Annotated in this window: 20 protein-coding genes; 9 read left to right on the top strand and 11 right to left on the bottom strand. The window is 55.9% G+C overall.

Annotation, left to right across the window (positions count from 1 at the left end; translation table 11 throughout):
* Positions 1-303: 303 nt before the first annotated feature.
* From HCH_RS09315 to HCH_RS09305, 3 genes are all read left to right on the top strand, one after another.
* Complete coding sequence (locus tag HCH_RS09315) at positions 304-645, top strand: hypothetical protein (protein ID WP_011395958.1); 342 nt, start codon at positions 304-306, stop codon at positions 643-645.
* A 374-nt stretch (positions 646-1,019) separates the two neighbouring features.
* Entirely contained in the window at positions 1,020-1,577 is a 558-nt protein-coding gene (locus tag HCH_RS09310) for a hydrolase (RefSeq protein ID WP_011395957.1), read from the top strand.
* A 138-nt stretch (positions 1,578-1,715) separates the two neighbouring features.
* Positions 1,716-2,609, top strand: a complete 894-nt coding sequence (locus HCH_RS09305) for a D-hexose-6-phosphate mutarotase (protein WP_011395956.1) — start codon at positions 1,716-1,718, stop codon at positions 2,607-2,609.
* On the opposite strand, the gene HCH_RS09300 is transcribed toward HCH_RS09305, so the two are convergent.
* Positions 2,606-3,157 carry a hypothetical protein gene (locus HCH_RS09300; RefSeq protein WP_148212529.1) on the bottom strand — a complete coding sequence of 184 codons (552 nt, stop codon included), beginning with the start codon at positions 3,155-3,157 and terminating at the stop codon, positions 2,606-2,608. The two genes, HCH_RS09305 and HCH_RS09300, sit on opposite strands and share 4 nt — an antisense overlap.
* Positions 3,158-3,401: 244 nt before the next feature.
* Between HCH_RS09300 and HCH_RS09295 the strand changes: the two genes are divergently transcribed.
* A complete protein-coding gene (locus HCH_RS09295) occupies positions 3,402-4,250 on the top strand; it encodes an HDOD domain-containing protein (protein ID WP_011395954.1) in 849 nt (282 codons plus the stop codon).
* Positions 4,247-5,647, top strand: coding sequence for a Si-specific NAD(P)(+) transhydrogenase (gene sthA / locus HCH_RS09290; RefSeq protein ID WP_011395953.1), 1,401 nt, complete (start codon positions 4,247-4,249; stop codon positions 5,645-5,647). The genes HCH_RS09295 and sthA overlap by 4 nt, the downstream gene beginning before the upstream one ends.
* A 19-nt stretch (positions 5,648-5,666) precedes the next feature.
* On the opposite strand, the gene HCH_RS09285 is transcribed toward sthA, so the two are convergent.
* The 4 genes from HCH_RS09285 to HCH_RS09270 form a co-directional block, all read right to left on the bottom strand.
* Positions 5,667-5,909 carry a DUF2164 domain-containing protein gene (locus HCH_RS09285; protein WP_011395952.1) on the bottom strand — a complete coding sequence of 81 codons (243 nt, stop codon included), beginning with the start codon at positions 5,907-5,909 and terminating at the stop codon, positions 5,667-5,669.
* Between the two features lie 156 nt (positions 5,910-6,065).
* Complete coding sequence (locus HCH_RS09280; RefSeq protein ID WP_011395951.1) at positions 6,066-6,962, bottom strand: DMT family transporter; 897 nt, start codon at positions 6,960-6,962, stop codon at positions 6,066-6,068.
* A gap of 8 nt (positions 6,963-6,970) precedes the next feature.
* Positions 6,971-7,870: an acyltransferase gene (locus HCH_RS09275; RefSeq protein WP_011395950.1), complete on the bottom strand. Its 900-nt coding sequence runs from the start codon at positions 7,868-7,870 to the stop codon at positions 6,971-6,973.
* 50 nt (positions 7,871-7,920) lie between these two features.
* Positions 7,921-8,514 carry a DNA-3-methyladenine glycosylase I gene (locus HCH_RS09270; RefSeq protein ID WP_011395949.1) on the bottom strand — a complete coding sequence of 198 codons (594 nt, stop codon included), beginning with the start codon at positions 8,512-8,514 and terminating at the stop codon, positions 7,921-7,923.
* Positions 8,515-8,802: 288 nt separating this feature from the next.
* Here HCH_RS09270 and HCH_RS09265 point away from each other — a divergent pair, with 288 nt between their 5' ends.
* The 4 genes from HCH_RS09265 (at position 8,803) to HCH_RS09250 (ending at position 13,522) form a co-directional block, all read left to right on the top strand.
* A complete protein-coding gene (locus HCH_RS09265) occupies positions 8,803-9,291 on the top strand; it encodes a DUF4112 domain-containing protein (RefSeq protein WP_041599393.1) in 489 nt (162 codons plus the stop codon).
* A 5-nt stretch (positions 9,292-9,296) separates the two neighbouring features.
* Positions 9,297-11,108 (top strand): ABC transporter transmembrane domain-containing protein, encoded by a 1,812-nt coding sequence (locus HCH_RS09260; RefSeq protein WP_011395947.1) that lies wholly within the window; start codon positions 9,297-9,299, stop codon positions 11,106-11,108.
* A gap of 116 nt (positions 11,109-11,224) precedes the next feature.
* Complete coding sequence (locus HCH_RS09255) at positions 11,225-12,958, top strand: ABC transporter ATP-binding protein (protein WP_011395946.1); 1,734 nt, start codon at positions 11,225-11,227, stop codon at positions 12,956-12,958.
* Between the two features lie 84 nt (positions 12,959-13,042).
* On the top strand, positions 13,043-13,522 hold the full coding sequence (locus HCH_RS09250; protein ID WP_011395945.1) for a CDP-archaeol synthase: 480 nt from the start codon (positions 13,043-13,045) through the stop codon (positions 13,520-13,522).
* 52 nt (positions 13,523-13,574) lie between these two features.
* Here HCH_RS09250 and HCH_RS09245 read toward each other — a convergent pair whose 3' ends face one another.
* The 6 genes from HCH_RS09245 to HCH_RS09220 all read right to left on the bottom strand — a co-directional run bounded on the left by HCH_RS09245 (position 13,575) and on the right by HCH_RS09220 (position 17,966).
* Positions 13,575-14,003, bottom strand: coding sequence for a hypothetical protein (locus HCH_RS09245; RefSeq protein ID WP_011395944.1), 429 nt, complete (start codon positions 14,001-14,003; stop codon positions 13,575-13,577).
* A gap of 71 nt (positions 14,004-14,074) precedes the next feature.
* A complete protein-coding gene (locus tag HCH_RS09240; RefSeq protein WP_011395943.1) occupies positions 14,075-14,269 on the bottom strand; it encodes a hypothetical protein in 195 nt (64 codons plus the stop codon).
* Positions 14,270-14,774: 505 nt separating this feature from the next.
* Positions 14,775-15,563 (bottom strand): carbon-nitrogen hydrolase family protein, encoded by a 789-nt coding sequence (locus HCH_RS09235; protein WP_011395941.1) that lies wholly within the window; start codon positions 15,561-15,563, stop codon positions 14,775-14,777.
* 49 nt (positions 15,564-15,612) lie between these two features.
* Complete coding sequence (locus tag HCH_RS09230) at positions 15,613-15,927, bottom strand: AzlD domain-containing protein (RefSeq protein ID WP_011395939.1); 315 nt, start codon at positions 15,925-15,927, stop codon at positions 15,613-15,615.
* 1 nt (position 15,928) lies between these two features.
* Positions 15,929-16,717: an AzlC family ABC transporter permease gene (locus HCH_RS09225; RefSeq protein WP_011395938.1), complete on the bottom strand. Its 789-nt coding sequence runs from the start codon at positions 16,715-16,717 to the stop codon at positions 15,929-15,931.
* 55 nt (positions 16,718-16,772) lie between these two features.
* Positions 16,773-17,966, bottom strand: a complete 1,194-nt coding sequence (locus HCH_RS09220) for an ATP-grasp domain-containing protein (protein ID WP_011395937.1) — start codon at positions 17,964-17,966, stop codon at positions 16,773-16,775.
* Between the last annotated feature and the right edge of the window lie 18 nt (positions 17,967-17,984).

Here is a 17,984-nt window from a genome sequence, read left to right as displayed (position 1 = left end):
GCTACCATGTCCCTATATTGCCTATCAACAACACTCTATAGATACAGAGATCACCCCCTGTGAAGATTGGCATTCAGGGATCGCCACTAACTAGCAAATAACTTTTACTACATATTCATACTCACAAATATAATCCACATGCAAAATTATCATTAAACCACCAACCAACATTCAAGGTTAATGTAATGGGATTACGATATATATTTTTCGGCGGAATCCAAGATCAGTGTACTCAAATGGAAATCTGATTCATACTACGCAGATCTCAGGCGTAATCACCCATGAAAGTATTCAGAAAACACTATGAAAAAGCTAGTCATTATTACATTAATAGCACTGCCCATTATTACATACAAATTAGCTTTTTCATTACAGGGAGAAGAGGTAAGCATAGAAGCATCTTACCTACAGCTGGCTTGTGAAAAATGTTACCACATGGAGGTAATTTCCTCTTCAGACGAGGAGTTAATTGGAAAAACCATCATCCCGATCTCTTCCGTATTGAATATAGAGAATATATTAGCCAACAATCTGACACCTACATCTAAAGTTTGCTTAAAAGGAAAACCCTACCTTTGGAACCCTAACTGGGGGAATATTGATCCTGACGGGATTAGATTTAACGTTATATCTCAATGCAATTAACCCGAGAACCTTTAAGGTCTGCTGGATTTTGACATTGCCATACCAGCAACCTATAGAAAACCACCATGTTTTCACAGAGCGACAAGTCCAGACTGAACTCCCGATAATTCGAATCAGGGGACGAATGGCGTCGATTGCGTAGTGACAAAATCTGGCTTCATCTCCTCTACCCCAAGCACTTCGCTCTTATCCTGCGCCTAAGCCGAAGCGGCTCCCAGGGGGGCTAAACCCGGATGCCCCCAACGCGAGCAAGGGATATACTCCTACCATGACGCCGTGAGATTTTATCTCGGCATTCAGCACTGCGTTCGCATTGCACCCGCACTACGTCCGTACTGCGTCCGCACCGATTTCCAAGAAAGGAGAAAGCTATCATGACCGCCGCCTACCAATGGCTTGAAGCGAAAGACTGCGTACTGGTTCTGGTGGATATCCAGGGCAAGCTCGCTCAGCTCATGCACGAGAAAGAAAGACTGTTCTCTCAGTTGCAACGCATGGTCAAAGGCGCGCTATTGTTCGATATTCCCATACTATGGATGGAGCAATTGCCGGAAAAACTTGGCCCCACTATTCCAGAAATATCCGAGTTGCTGCCGGATCTGCGCCCTATTCCCAAACACGCATTCAGTTGTTACGGCGAACCCCGCTTTGTGGAGGCGCTGCAAAAGAGCGGCAGAAAACGGGTGTTGCTGACCGGCATTGAAAGCCATGTATGCGTGTATCAGTCCGCTTATCATTTGATTGAAGCCGGTTATGACGTCACCTTGATTAACGACGCCATATCCTCCCGCGACCCCGCCAACCGGGAGTTGGGCCTGCAACGCATGCAGGCGTTGGGCGCGACGCCATCCAGCGTGGAAATGGTCCTGTTTGAACTGCAAAAAGAAGCCGCCGGCGAGCGCTTCAGACCGATGGCGCAGTTATTCAAGTAATGCGCCTCGGCTTGCCGATCGGAAGCCTCTATCTCTTTGATGACAAAGCAGATTAAACTGACGATTATAAAAAGACGACTCAGCAGGCGGCGCGCCCGGTATTAAGCGCTCCGCTTCCCATTAGAAGTGGTGATTGATATGAGCCAAAACTATGATGCGGGGATGTACGACTCGGTGACGATCAAACACGTCGGCGAGCTTGATCTGATTGAAATTGAGCGCCCCGAGTGCTCCGCCAGCCTGACCCTGCAGGGCGGCCAACTCATCAGCTACGCTCCCCGCGGCGAACATCCCGTTTTATGGCGCAATCCAGATGTGGCTTATCAAAAAGGGGAAGCCGTACGTCAGGGCGTCCCCATTTGCTGGCCCTGGTTTGCTTTCCTGGAACGCAATGCGGACCCCGTGCGCAACAGCTTCCCAATACAGGAAGCTCCCGCTCACGGTGTGGCGCGCAATGCGCTATGGCGTTTGTTGAGCATTACTGAAGAGGAAACCAGCACCGCCATTGCTTTTGAGCTAAACGCCGAGCCCTTGGGCCTGAAAGCGGTAGTCACCTATCGACTGGGCGCGGTGATGAAAATGGAGCTGGAATCGTTCAACTTGTCAGATCAGCCCAAGCACTTGAGCTGCGCCCTGCATACCTATTTCGCCGTGTCGGATATTCAACAGGTCAGCGTGCTGGACCTGGACGACCTGCCCTATATTGACTCACTGCGCGGATGGAGCCTGCATAAACAGGACGGCCCTCTGCACATTGCGGAAGAGGTGGATCGCATTTACTACGATACGCCGGCGATACTGCGCATCCATGATAAAAAGTGGGAGCGCTTCATCGTTCTGGAGTCCTCCGAAAGCCGTTCCGCCGTGGTTTGGAACCCCTGGATAGAAAAGAGTAAACGCTTATCCCAGTTCTCGCCGGACAGCTACAAACACATGCTGTGCGTGGAAACCGGGAAACTGCTAAATGACTATATTGAGCTGGAGCCAGGCCAGAGCTACACGCTGGACCTGACCCTGTCGTCGCGGCGTTAGGGCGAGACTGAGCCCGCTTCCTGCGGATGCAGGTTTTTTGAATAATTCATCGCCTGGAAGGCCAGTTCAAAACTGGCTTCCAGCTCTTCTTTCTGGCTGAGGAAGTACTCACACTCGGTTTCCACGTTCCCTTCCTTCAGCTCGTTCTGAAACTCCCACTTGAACTTCCAGTACGCGTCTTCAGCGTTATACTTGCGGTCCGGGTGATTATCCATTTTCCTGACGATGGCGACCAGGTTAGCGCGTTCGCCTTCTATGCCGCATAAATCATAGGCGGCGGAGGCCAGCGCCAGAGCTTTCACGGACTCATTGAACAGGTTGTCCACCGCTGACAGCACCGCGTCGGAGTCGCGCTTGATCTGTTCCGCCAACTCCTGGATCTGCTGGCGTTCCGCAGAGGCGTCTTCGCCATTACGCACCTTGACTTCCAACTGGGTCAGCACCTGTTCACTGATATTTTCTCTGGAAGCTTTGCCGTCGGAAAAGGACTTGGATATTTTTTGCAGGTCCTGGCTGGCCTTTTCCCTCTCTTGCTTGGAAGCGGTCATCAGCGCTTCAAATCTGCTTCCGTCGCCGTTGTCCGTTGAACATCCAGCCATAATAAAAATAAGGAGGATCATTATGAAACGAAGCACAGGCATCCATCACCTTTATAATTAAAAACAGAAGCATACATAATCGGACACAGCAAGCAAATAATCCATCCGGCCCCCGGGGCAAGTTCATTTCCAAGCGCAATCGTCCGCGCATAGTCTACACTGAATAATAAATAAAACATGGAGTTAGTCCCCCATGCCAGATACCCATTCCTCCGCTGATCCCTTGACCCGGGAGCTGGATTCACGCATTCAGGCCGGCAATCTGGATATCCCGATGCTGCCGGAAGTGGCGCAGAAAGTTATCGCCATCACCACGAACCCTGACTCCGGCGCGTCAGAGCTGGTCAAGGTGATTCAGGGAGATCAGGCGCTGGCGGCGCGGGTCATGCGTATCGCCAATTCCGTCGCCTACTCCCCCAACGCTTCGATTGTATCTCTGCAGCAGGCCATCGCCCGCCTCGGCATGGTGTCTATCCGCGATATCGCCCTGGCTGCGTCCATCAACGCCCGCATGTTCAAAGCTCCCGGCTATGAAGATCGTATCGGCTCCATGTGGCGTCATGCGCTGGCGACTGCGCTCTGGTGTAAGGAAATCGCCCGGCGCGCGCGCATGAATGTGGAGGCCGCATTCCTGTGCGGGCTGCTGCATTCGGTAGGCAAACCCATCATGCTGCAGGAAACCCTGGACGTGGCGGGAGCGGAAGGGCTGCAACCTGAGCTGGACCTGTTGCTGGACATCGTAGAGGAATTGCATCTGGACGCCGCCCGTCTGGCCCTGGAGCACTGGCGCATGCCGGAACTGATTATTGATGCGGTGACTCATCAGGATAACTATCTGGAAGCAGGCAATGGCAAGGATCAGGCGAAGTTGATTCGCGCCGGCAAACAGTTCGCTTCCCATTTCCTGTTTGGTGAACCGGACAAAGACGCGTTGCTGGCTCTGCCAGCCATGGCGGACCTCAACCTGTATCCTGATGAAGTGGCGGAGTTGTATGAGCAGTCCGACACAGTGAATCAGGGACTGGAGGCCATGCGCGCATGAGCGACTTCGACATCGTTGTTATCGGCAGCGGTCCCGCCGGCCAGAAAGCCGCCGTGCAAGCCGCCAAGGCCGGCAAACAGGTCGCTCTGATCGAGCGCGACGCGCTGCTCGGCGGCGCCTGCGTGCATCGAGGCACCATCCCCAGCAAGACACTGCGCGAGAATGCGCTGCGTGTGAATAACATGCGCAAAAACGCCACCCTGTTCCAATTCAAACTCAGTGAAGACCTGGAAATGGCGACGCTGATCGACCGCCTGGATGACGTTATGAAATCCCATGACGAATACATGCGCCGACAGATCGACCGCAACGCCATCAAGCGCATCCACGGCCGGGCCCGGTTTCTCAGCCCGAACGAGGTGGAGGTGACCTCCGTCAGGGGGAAAAAGCAGGTGCTGAATACGGACTATGTCGTCATCGCCACCGGTTCGTTCCCCCGCAAGCCCGAACAAGTGCCGATCGATCATGAGAACATTTTCGACAGCGATTCAGTGCTGTCCATGCTGTATCTGCCCAAAAGTCTCGCTGTCCTCGGCGGCGGCGTTATCGCCAGTGAGTACGCCTCTATTTTTCAAGCTCTGGGCGTGCGCGTGATCATGATTGACCGCTATCCTCGCCCGCTGGGCTTTCTCGACAAGGACCTCACTGACAACTTCGTCAACGCCTTCCAGGACATGGGCGGCGTGTGGATGGGGAACAGTGTGGTGAAAAAAGTGTGCTTCGACGGCGTCAACGACGTCATCACCGAGCTAGAGGACGGCCGCACCATCATTACCCAGAAACTGCTGTGCGCCGCCGGCAGAGAGGCCAACGTCAAGGATCTCGATATCGACAACGCCGGTCTGGCGCTGGACGAACGGGGCGTGATTCCCGTAGACGGCCAATTGCGCACGCGAGTGCCTAATATCTTCGCCGCCGGCGATGTCATCGGGCCGCCGTCGCTGGCTTCCGCCTCCATGGAGCAGGGGCGCCGCGCCGCCTGCAACGTTATCGGGCTGGAAGTGGGCAGCATGCCAGAGATGATACCTGTAGGCATCTACGGGGTGCCGGAGCTGTCATCCGTAGGCATGACCGAACAGGAAGCGCGCAAAGCCCATGGCCAGATCATCGTAGGACGGGCGCCGTTTTCGGAAATCGCCCGCGGCCATATATCCGGCAATCAGGACGGCATGCTGAAGCTGGTGTGCGACGCCGAGGGACGTCGATTATTAGGCGTGCAAATTGTCGGCGAGGAAGCCACTGAACTCATACACATCGGGCAGATGGCGCTGCTGTCCAAATCCGATGTGGATATCTTCGTGGAGAGTATCTTTAACTTTCCCACCCTGGCGGAAGCTTACCGGGTGGCGGCGCTGGCGGTCATCGGTCAACGCGCCCGCCGCAATAGCGTCTACTAAAAACGGCCCTGCGGACGACTCAGTCCGCAGGCGACTGTTGCAGTTCATACAGCGCGTCGCTGATGTTCTCCACCTGCATGCGAATGATATTTTCCGCTTCGTCCAGGGCTTTGTTGTAGACGCGCGGACCAATTTCCCGCACAAAAAAATCGATGAGGAACTCCGCCTGAAAACCGCCGATCTCCTGATCCAGCTCGCTGGCGAAGTAGTCTTTTACTTTCGCGACCAGTTGCTGTTTTTCTTCCCGGGTCAATTCAATCACTCGCAGTATCTCCTTATTAATATGGCAATGATATTGGCATGTTAATAACCAAGCGCATGGATGCGCCTGCGCGGCGGCAAGCCGCGGGAGACAGGGCCTGACATGTGCAGGCCCTGTCGTTGCAGACAAATAGAAGGAAGCTATTTGACTGCCTGATTAATAGTTTTCGCGCATCAATCCTTTAAACGCAACCCGCACCGCGCGCCAGCGGTTGATCAATAGCGCAGAGAATATCAAAAAACACCCCAGCATCTGCATGCCGGACATGGTTTCTCCCAACCATACCAGAGCCATCAGGGTGGTGAACACCGGCTCCATGGTCATGATCACCGCCGCATGGCTGACGGGCGTCAGACTCTGCGCGAACGTCTGCAGAAAGAAACGCAGACTGGTGGCGATCACCGCGCTGGCGGCCACCCATCCCCAAATGCTCGCGCTGACCTGCTGCGGCCATTCCTCCAACGCCAGAGACAGACCTGACGCGGCGACGCCAACAGTAAGCAGCTGTACGGTGGTCAGAGCAATAACCGGCACCTTTGCGGTCATGTGAGTATTCAGGGTGAAGTTAAGGGAGAACAGCACTGCGGAAGCCAGGAAGAACAATTGCCCCAATTCCAGATGCAAGCCATTGCGCAGTGACAGCAAGGCCAGCCCGCATGTGGCCACCGGCAACGCCAGCCACGTAGCGAGCGCCAGCTTTTCTCCGAAGATTACGCGGGACACCAAAGGCGCCAGCACCATGGCCAGACTGGTGATGAACGCGCCCTCACCGACATGATCGCCGTAGAACAGTCCGGAGATCCACAAGCACATGGCGGCGGCGAACAGCACGCCAGTGGATAACGCGATCCGCAACTGCCTGGCGGACAGCGACATTAACGCCCGCCGCCCCACGATCGCCAATATCAAGCCGGCGCTGAAAAAACGAATGCCAATGAACAACAGAGGGGGCAACCCCGCCAGCGCCTCCTTGGAGAAGATCCAACCCGCTGCGGCCAACAGGGTGACCGACAGCAGCAATACATCCGCCTTTAAGTGGCTGGACTGCGACATTGACGTACTCAAACTTGTTCTGGCTGCTTGAGAGCGGTCAGTTTAGCGTCTTTTTCCCGCCACAATGCCGTCATCCACTCTTTGAATTCCTGCTTGAAAGCCTCATCGTCGACATTGCGGCTCTTCAACGCCTCAGGAATGGTGACGCGGCGAATGTACATTTCCACCGCCGGCACGCGTCCGCACATAAAGTCCCGCAGTCGTGGCGCGCCGCCAGGGTAGTGAATGGTGATGTCCACCATGGTGGGAATGTATTCCCCCATTGCGCTGAGAACAAAGGCTACGCCGCCCAGTTTTGGCTTCAACAAATTCTGGTAGGGAGACTGCTGACGCTCGTGTTTACGTTTGGTGAAGCGGGTGCCCTCCACAAAGTTCATCACGCTGACTGGCGTCGTGCGGAATTTTTCACAGGCTTTGCGCGTAGTTTCCATGTCCTTGCCTTTCAGCTCGGGATGCTTGGCGATCTGCTCCGGGGTGTGCCGACTCATAAAAGGAAAATCCAGCCCCCACCAGGCCAGGCCTATTACCGGCACCCAAATCAGTTCTTTTTTCAGGAAAAACTTGAGAAAAGGAATGCGCCGGTTAAGCACGTGCTGCATGGCGAAAATATCCACCCAGCTCTGATGATTGCAGACCACCAGATACCAGCCCTCCCGCTGCAGCTCCTCCAACCCTTCCACTTTCCATTGGGTGCGTTGAGTCAGTTTCATCCAGGCGCTGTTGCAGGCGATCCAGGCCTCGGAAATCAGGATGATCAGGCGGGTGCAGGCCCTACGCCACGCGGGGATCGGAATGATCAGCTTCAGAATGGCCGGGATGTACAGCAGCGTACACCAGAATATCGTATTGATCGCCAGGGACAGGGAGGCCAGACAACCGACAAGGGGGGCTGGCAGAAAACTCAGCATAACAAGCTCCGGACAACGATTGGATTAAAGGCTCAGCGACGCAATCAGCCTCAAAGATGGAATTTCTCCGCCAGCTCCGCGCATTCGCGATGCTGAGGGCAAAACGTCATATGGTCGTTCACCATCCCCACCGCCTGCATGAAGGCGTACACAATAGTGGTTCCAACAAAGGTGAACCCAGCCTTTTTCAACGCCTTGGACATGGCGTCGGAGACTTCCGTACTGGTGGGCGCCTGCTGCATGGATTGCAGATGATTGACGATGGGCTTGCCGCCGACGAAATCCCAGAGAAAGTGAGAAAACTCGATTCCCTGGTCCCGTAGCGCCAGATAGCCGCGGGCATTCTTGATAATGGACTGCACTTTCAGGCGATTGCGTACGATGCCGGGATTTTGCAGCAAGCGCTCAACGTCTTCCTCAGTGAAGCGCACGATGGCTTCCGGGTCGAAATCAGCGAAGGCTTCTTCATAATTTTTCTGCTTGCGCAGGATAGTGATCCAGGACAGCCCCGCCTGCTGGCCGTCCAGGCATAACTTGGCGAACAGCTCCTGAGAGTCCTTCACCGGCCGTCCCCAAACCTGGTCGTGGTAGCTTACATATTGAGGATCGTTCCCACACCAACTGCAGCGCTGCTCGGACGCCATACCGGTCTCCTATTATTTTTACTTTTTGCTGTTTCGCTTTATCGCCGCCCCCGCCAAATCGCTCATGCGGACTGGCGATGATTTTAGATTCTGCGCCCGCCTGACAGGCCGCATCGGTGTGCGGCGCACACCCCGCCGTATTGTGCCGTCGCCAACGCCAAAAGCAAACCACCGAGAAACGAAAAACACGGTTGCCAGCGACGACGTATCTCCTCACAATGGCTATCTTTGCGGCCCACCGATGGACGCAGCAGGATCGCGATTATTACGATGGATTTGCATCTTCCTATGTCTGAATCAACGCCTCACGCGCCTATTTCCGCCGAGCAGCGCGCAACGCTGACCCGGTTGCGGAAGCTTGCCTATCGCCTGGACTCCCAGTTCCGCATTCCGGTTGTAGGCGTGCGCGTCGGCTGGGACTCCCTGATCGGCCTCGTGCCGCTGGCGGGGGATATTGTCGGCGGCTGCCTGTCTCTGTATCTGTTGTGGCAGGCCTGGCGCATCAAAGCGCCCAAACGACTGCTGCTGCGCATGCTCGCCAATATCGGCGTGGAAGTGCTCGGCGGCGCGGCGCCGCTGATTGGCGACGTCTTTGATATTTACTGGAAAGCCAACCAGCGCAACATGGACATGCTCGCCGTCTATCTGGAAAAGCAAATCATGCCCGCGCCGCCAAAGCGCAAAACGCCCTGGCTCTGGATCAGCCTGAGCGTGGCTCTGCTGGTGTTGTTCATTCTCTACCTGCTCAGTACGCCTGAGCCATTTAACTTCAGTTAACGCCAATGAAAATATTCTGGGAATTGCGGGGGTTTTTCCTCCGCAACTGGCCGCCCTATCTGGCGGCGGTGGTGATGCTAACGCTGGTGGCGCTATTGCTGATGCTGCCGCCTCACCTGATCGGCGAGTTTGTGGATCGCATCGCGCAGCAGACGCTGGATGCGGATTACCTGATGATGACAGTAGGCGAACTGCTGGGGCTGGCGGTGTTGATCTATATCTTCCGCGTGCTGTGGCGGATCTTCCTGTTCGGCGCCTCCCATAAACTGGCGGCGGAAACCCGGCAGGATCTATACCGACACTGGACCACCATGTCGCCGCAGTACTTCCGCAAACACACTACCGGCGACCTCATGGCCCACGCCACCAACGATGTCGAAGCCCTGCAGATGACCGCAGGCGAAGGCATTCTGGCCACTTTCGACGGCTTGCTGACCGGCGTTATCGTGCTGGCGGTGATGATGATCACCCTGAGCTGGGATCTTACCCTGGTGGCGTTGCTGCCCTGGCCGATCATGGCGATCTTCATGTATCAGTTCGGCCGCAGCCTGCATACCGGCTTCTCGGACGCACAGGCCTCCTTTGGCGCGTTGACGGAACTGAGTCAGGAGTCCATTTCCGGCATTCGCACCATCAAAGCCTACGGTCAGGAAGACGCCATGGCGAGACAATTCGCCAACGCCGCGGAAACCGCCACGCAGGCCTATATGAAAGTGGCCGCTACCGACGCCAAGTACGAACCGACCATTGTGCTGACCATAGGGGCCTCGTTCCTGTCCGCCGTCACCTATGGCGGCTGGCTGATTCACCAACAGACGCTGACTTTGGGCCAGCTCACCAGCTTCACCATGTATCTGGGCTACCTGATCTGGCCCATGTTCGCCTTCGGCTGGATGCTGAACATCGCCGAGCGCGGCTCCGCCGCTTATGATCGCATCAAGCGCTTGCTGGCGGAGGCGCCGCAGATTCCCGATACCGGCGAGCTGACATCCCTGCCGGATACGTCTCTGCAGGTGGCCATCGATGAGTTCCAATATCCAGATCAGGAACCCGTTGCAGGCGACGCCGAACAGAGCGCCCTTTCCGTACAGGCGGCGCTGCGGGAGATTCAATTCCATCTGGCGGCGGGAAAAACACTGGGAATAACCGGGCCAACCGGCTCAGGCAAAACCACGCTGATCAAGCTCATCCTGCGTCAGTACGCCCTGCCGTCAGGCTCAGTGGCCTGGGGCGGCGAATCAGTGGAGCGTTATCAGCAGGCGGCGTTTCGCGCGCATGTCGCCTACGTCCCCCAAGAGCCGTTCCTGTTTTCCACCACGGTGGAGGAGAACCTCTCCCTGGGTCGTCCAGAGGCGAGCCGCGAGGAAATAGAAAAAGCGGCGGGGCTCGCCGCCCTGCATGAAGATATCGAGTTGTTCCAAAACGGTTATGACACCGTCGTCGGCGAACGCGGCGTCACCCTGTCCGGCGGTCAGAAACAGCGTCTGGCGCTGGCGCGGGCGCTACTCATCGAAGCGCCGGTGTTGATCCTCGACGACGCCCTCTCCGCCGTGGACACCGGTACGGAAAACCGCATCCTGCAACACCTGAAGGGCGCGCGTCGCGACACCACCACCATCATTGTCTCGCACCGCCTGTCCGCCCTGCGACACGCCGACAAGATTCTGGTGCTGGATCAGGGACAAATCCGGGAACAGGGCAATCACAGCGAACTGGTGGCGCAGGCCGGCTGGTACAGTCAGATTTATGAACTGCAGCAAATCGAGCAGGATCTGGACCGGGTTCAGCCGCAAGATCAGGTCGTAAAACAAGAGTAACCGTGGAGCAAAGCGAGGCGGCTGAAACTCGATTTGCAGACAAATAGAAGGAAGCTATTTGTCTGCCGGATTAATAATAAGTATCAAATAAACAAAGTACGGGGTTGGATAGGTTCATGCAGTGGCGGGTGTTTAAACGGTTGTTAGCCGCCAGCGCGAGCTGGAAGAAATTATGGATGGGCGGCTGCGCCATTCTGTTGCTGGCGACAGCAATGGATGTCCTGGGGCCTTACCTGATCAAGCATTTTATCGACGACTACCTGTCGCACGGCCGCTATATGGACGCCGGCTCGGTGCAACTGTTCGTCATATATGTAGCGTCGTTGCTGATAGGGTCTCTCGCGCATTACGGCGCGCCGCTGATTTTCAGCCGCATCGCCCTGCAAGTAGTGGAGAAGCTGCGCAAAGACGTGTTTCAAAGCGTGCTGTCGCGTCCAGTGTCCTATTTCGACAAAAGCGCCACTGGCGCGCTGGTGTCGCGCCTGAGCAACGACACCGAGGCCGTAAAAGAGCTGTTCCTGAATGTGATCGCCAACTTCATCACCAACGTGGTGCTGGTCACCGGCATTTTCATCATGATGGCGGTGCTCGACTTCCGCCTCATGCTGGTATGTCTGGCGTTGATGCCTTTGGTGGTCGGCGCCATGGTGATGTATCAGCGCCTTAGTACGCCCATGTTCCAGCGGGTGCGCGCATTGCTCAGCGACATCAACGCGCAGTTGCACGAATCGCTTAACGGCATGCCGATCATTCAATTGCTGAATCAGCAAAAGCGTTTCAACGAACGCTTTCGCGGCACAGTGCAGGAGCACTTTCGCTGGCGGGTGAAGAATGTGAAGCTGGACGGTCTCATGCTGCGCGCCCTGATCGACATGTTTTCCATGGCGACCCTGGCGTCCATCGTGTACTTCTTCGGCAGGCAGTCTCTGGAAGACGTGGTGGAGATTGGCGTACTGTACGCCTTCATCAGCTATCTGGGCCGCTTCGTCGAACCGCTGATCGAACTGACCCAGCGCCTCAACATCATGCAGCAATCCCTGGTGGCGGGACAGCGGGTGTTCGAGCTGCTGGATACAGAGCCTGAGCGTTTCGATGGCGTCAACCAGATCACCGACGGCCGCATCACCCTGCGCAATGTCAGTTTCAGCTATAACGGAGAAACCCAGGTATTGCAGGATGTGTCTCTGGATATTCCCGCCGGCGGTATGCTCGGCGTGGTCGGACGCACCGGCAGCGGCAAAAGTACGCTGATGCAATTGCTGATTCGGTTTTACCCGGTCACAAAAGGCGACATTCTGATCGACAACCACCCCCTCAACACCCTCTCCGCGACCAGTCTGCGTCAGGATGTGTGTCTGGTGGAACAGGAGCCGTTTCTGTTTCAGGGCACGCTGGCGGACAACCTGCGTCTGGATCGCGACTATAGCGAGCAGGAAATGACGGAAGCCCTGGCCAAAGCCGGTCTCAAAAGCATGCTGCAGCGTCTGCCGCAAGGGCTGGCCACGCCTCTGGGGGAGCGCGGCGGCAGATTGTCCAACGGCGAACGTCACTTGGTGGCGCTGGCGCGGGCGTTACTGCGCAAGCCCAAAGTATTGATTCTCGACGAAGCCACCGCCACGGTGGACAGCGAAAGCGAAGCGCGGGTGCAGCAAGCGGTTAACCGGCTGCACGGAGAGGTGACGCTGATTGTCATCGCACACCGTCTTTCCACCATCCGCCACGCCGACAAGATCATCGTATTGCATCACGGCAAGCTGGTGGAGGAAGGCGATCATCGTCAGCTCATGTCGCTGGAGGGGCTCTACCAGCACCTGTACAGCATACAAACGGCGCACCTGCTCGCCGACTGAGAGCTGCGTCGGTCTGACAAGCCTGCGATTCACGACTAAGCTCTTAGGGACTGTCGACAAACAGGCATCGCCACTGCAGCCCCTATGCTTGAACTGAGAGTATTACTGCTCTTACTGATTGCTAATGGAGCCCCGGTGTTCGCCCGCTTTCTAATGGGCGATCGAGGCGGCCTTCCCATTGATTCCGGCGCCCGTTTCAAGGATGGCCGTCCCCTGCTCGGCCCTGGGAAAACCTGGCGCGGCCTCATCGCCGCCGTTCTTATCAGCGCCTTGGCCGCGCCCTTGCTGGGCTTTTCCATACTGACCGGCTGCGCCATCGCCCTGCTGGCCATGCTGGGCGACCTCATCACCAGTTTCTGCAAACGCCGCTTCAATCTGACGCCCAGCAGTCGCGCGCCGTTTCTGGATCAATTTCTGGAAACCGTATTGCCCCTGGCCGCGTATCAGGACGCCCTTGGACTGTCGCTGATACAGATTGCCGTGATCTTTGCAGGGTTTGTACTCGTTAACTGGGGGATTTCTCCCCTGCTGTTTCGCCTGGGCGTACGCAAGAAGCCCTATTGAAGCGCTTATTTCAGGTCGCGGCGCCTGTTTCAGATCTCGGCTTAGGGGAGGATTATTCACAACAGGCCAGCAGCAACACGCTGATTTCCCGTCTCAATTCCAGATCATTGGTGGATTTGGCCAACTCGTTGGCCTGCAGTAGCAGCTCGCGGGCGGCGTCCAGCTCGCCATCGTCATAGAGCCGGCTCCCCATGGCGAAAGTGATAGAAGCCGCATAGTCGACAAGATTTTGTTCAGTGGCGAATTGCAGCGCCTTGCGGTAGATCTTCAACGCCTGCTGGTTGTCGCAGGTGAAGTCCGCCAGAGCCTCCCACTGAAAGGGGTGATTTCTCGGGGTGAATTCGTTATTTTCACACAAGGCCCGCAGCTCTTGATAGCTGCGCCATAGCGCCTTGGTGTCGCCTTCCGCCGAGGCGTTGACGATATCCAGCGCCAACTGATGAATCTCGTCAAAAAACGGCAGGGCGATTCCGGAAGACATAGCCGAGCTGCGTCAGATAGCGGGGAAACCCGCGGGAACCATAACCCGCAGGTTTCCGGTGGATGAAGTAATCATGCCCCCCGCGCTCGGATGCGACGGAGAGTAAAACGCCGATCACGACTGTAGTGTTCGGCCAACTCCAGATCGTTATCGCCAGGCGCCCGGGACTGTTCCAGCAAGCGCTCCAGTTCACCACTTTGCTCCAGTTGCTCGATATACTCCTTCATCAGCTTAACGACATTCTGCGTTCTCTGAGTGTCCGCCATAGCAGTCTCCTTTTCTATTTATTTCTTATAAGGTCCTGTCCCACGTACATCCAGGGACGACCTGAGCACTGATTACAGCGAGAAATGCACTGGGGAATTGTTACAGTCCCCATACTTTATATTTAGAAGATGAAACCGGCGGACGCAAGTCGCAATTTTTGCCCCGACTGGGTGAACTGCGTTAATTTACGCGGCAAAACAGCCGATTGTAGACGCTTTTTGATAACGAAAATAATCAGGCGCCGATTGAAGAAAACGGTAGCCCTAGGGGATAAGTTCCCAGGGCGGAATATCGAGATCAGACACCCTGGCGATGCGCCTGTCCGCGTTGTTTTCGGGCGCGCAGCCTTGGACCTCCCCCAACTGACTTTCCTTGAACACCACGCCTGCGGATATTTTGAAGTAGTAGTGGCAATTGCTTTGGAATTGACAAGTTTATCAAGCAGGTTATCGGTGACTTCAATACCGTAAGCCACCGACTAACGGACGCAATCTTCTATAGCCGTCAAATACTCTTAACCAAGCCAGACCAGCCCGCCTCGGTTTTAACGCCGATAACCAGCGCATCGCCGGTTTGCGGTCCCTGGGCCAACAGGTCGCCGCCTGGGCTCCATACCGCGCTTTTGCCGATTGGCTCCCAGCCGCCGGAGGGGCCGCTGAAGTTGGCCATGATCACGCACATGCCGTGGGTCTGTGCGTAATCCTGCAACTTGGCGGTGTCTTCGTCATAGCCGCCAGCGGTAATCAACACCGAGCTCAAATAAGCGGCGGCGCCGGCGGCGGCCGTGTTGCGCGCATGGGTGGCGACGCCGGTATCCGCACAAATGGCCAGACCCAATGCAACGCCTTGAAGCTCAAACACCTTTTCGCCCGCTCCCGGCGCAAAGTGCTGATCCTCTCCTGGATGTAAATGCATTTTGCTGTAGTGAAACACCGGCGTTTCCGGGCTGATGACAAACAGTCCCACTTGCGGTTCGCCTTCTTCCATTCTGACCGGGGCGCCGACCATTAGCGTTACGCCCTGCTCCCGCGCCACCGCCTGAAAAGGCGCCCAACGCGAGTCTGCGTCAGTAAACGCCAACTCCCTCGCCAGATCCGGCTCATATCCCGTTAGAGAAAGCTCAGGAAAAATGACCACATTGGCGCCTTCCGCAACCGCCGCTGCAATCAATTGCAGATGCCTCCGCGTATTTTCCTCAACATCTCCTCGCACCGGGCCAAACTGAGCCGCGGCTATTTTGAAATCGCCTTGCATCATAAATTCCTTGATAAATTGCACGCGCCTGTCAGTCATTGGGCAGCCCCGGCGCGGCGCCGCCTGGCGCCGGAACTGAATGGGCTGGTTATAACATTTTCAGAAGCACAAAAACGGCCACGCCCAACGAGCTGGACAGTATAAGCCGTTTAGTAAACAACATGAGCGCAAATGTGGCCACTGACGCTAAAAAATAGGGGTGCGTCAGCAGACTCATCGACACCTCTTTCTCCACGAAGACTACCGCCGGCGCCACAAGCGCCGCGATCACCGCCGCCGGCGTCATGCGCAGAATGTTCTCCACTTTGGGGGGCAGCGGTTTCCCTGCCCAGGCCACCCAGGGCAGATAACGGGGCAAAAACGCGCATACTGCGATCAATGCAATCAGAATATAGGTATCCATCTCAGCTTTCCTTAACCTCTTCCACAACCACTTCCGCGTTTTTCTCCGGAACCCATCGACCGTACAACACGCCGGCGGCGACGCCTGCAACCGTCCCCAGAATGGTTCCCAATCCGTATGGCGCATGATGCGCCAGCATCGCCGTCAGGCCTGCGACCGAGACGATACAGTAGGCTTTTCTATCCACCAGGCAGGAGGCCAGCATGGCGACAAACAGAGCGGTCATGGGGAAGTCAACGCCGGAGCCCGCCCACTCAAGCAGCGCGGCGCCGACCAGAATGCCGACCACCGTGGCGGCGGTCCAGGCAGCATAAATGGAAAACGATCCGCCCAAATAAAACCACTGGCGAGCCGTCACCGGCGCGTCTTTGTCTTTGAATTTTTCCACGAAGATAAAGAACAGCGCATCGATCAGGCCAAACCCCATCACCAGTTTCCACCCGGGGGAGATATCATTGACTTTGTCCCGCAGCACGATGCTGTAAATCATCATGCGCAGACTCAACGTAAGCACCGTCAGCAGAACCACGGTCCAGCTCGCAGACTCCTGCAGCATCATGTAGACGACAAACTGAATGGTTCCCGAGTTCGCCAGCATCGCCAGCAGCAACGTCTGCAAACCGGTCAGTCCACTGGTGACCCCCAGCGCCCCGGCGATCATCGCCATCGGGATGGCGGAGAGAATAAACGGGGACATGGCTTTCACGCCGTCCAGGAAGTGCTTTTGTCTTAATTCCGAGTTTAATGGCTGTCCGGAGCTGTCATCCGGTTTTGCGGCCACACTTTCCATACTAAAGGACTCCATTACTGCAAATTTTTTCAAGACTGGACATAACGCCGCCGCTTCAACCTACGGTCACGACAGGGGTGAACAGCTTCAGGTGCTCGTCCCGGCTTTGCGGACTGTCGGACTCAAAGATCATCCAGCCGATGCGATCGTAGAATCCCGTACTGGACTTGATCTTGTCGCCGATACGGGCGTCTTGCTTTTGCTTAAGCACGTTCACGCAGCTTTCGAATTGAGTCGGAAATGCGAAGGCCTGCAGCTCACCTTCCTGCGCCATCACAAATTCTATGCTGACCAGACGATCCTGGGTCTTGATCGGAGCCGGAACGGTTTTATCCGCGAGGAAATTAAACTGATCCGCAAACACTTCCGCCCCCGTGCTGAAATAGATCAGATCGGTAATAAAGTCACCGCCGAAGCGAGAGTGCAGCTCTATGATTTCTATTTTGTCGCCGTCCACTTTGAACTCAACATGGAAGGGACAGTTGCGCATGCTCAGCTCCTCAAACACCTGCTGGAAATAATCAGCGAACGTTTCCAGGTGGGGATGGCGAGTGTAGAAAGTGTGGCCGGTTTCGACAAAATACGGGGCATCCGTCGTACGCTTTTCCGTCAAACCGTAATAGTAAACCTGGCCATCAAAGACCTGCCCTTCCACGCTGAACTCTTTACCGCCGATATAGCTTTCCACGGTAAGCTCGGTTTTATCGCCGCCATAGGGATGGTTGCGAACGCGCTCCAGATAACCTTCCACTTCCGGATAGGAAGACAACAGTTGCACACAAATGCTTCCTCCCAGGCGCACAGGTTTAACGACCACCGGAAAGTCGACGGAGAGCAATGCTTCCGCTAGTTCAGCAACCGTTGTTCTGAACGACTGAACCGAGGACAGCCCCTTTTCCACCAGGGTGTCGCGCATCAGGCTTTTATCAATGCTGAACAGCTCCACGTCTTCGCTATGCCCTGCAAAGCCGAAGTGCTTGCGCACCTTGGCGGCGATGGTCAGTCCGGCTTCAGCGGTGGAGATAACCTGTGTACAGGCTTCCGCCTCCACCAGCTTGATCACGCCGTCCACATCAGAGGGAGAGCACGCCACAGCTTTGGCGTTTTGCGGCCACCAGGAAGCGGGAATGCGATCAATCCGCTCCTGCATGTCGATAAACACAAACTCGTGCGCGCAGTTTCCCGCTTGGCTGAGAATGGACTGCGCTACGTCCAGATTAAACGGCAATGGCAATATGGCCAGTTTCATGTCTGATCCTTGATTCAT

It is taken from the genome of Hahella chejuensis KCTC 2396 (genome assembly GCF_000012985.1).
Classification (GTDB): domain Bacteria; phylum Pseudomonadota; class Gammaproteobacteria; order Pseudomonadales; family Oleiphilaceae; genus Hahella; species Hahella chejuensis.
Note: the sequence above shows the minus strand (reverse complement) of the source record. Positions and strands in the feature narration are given on the sequence as shown.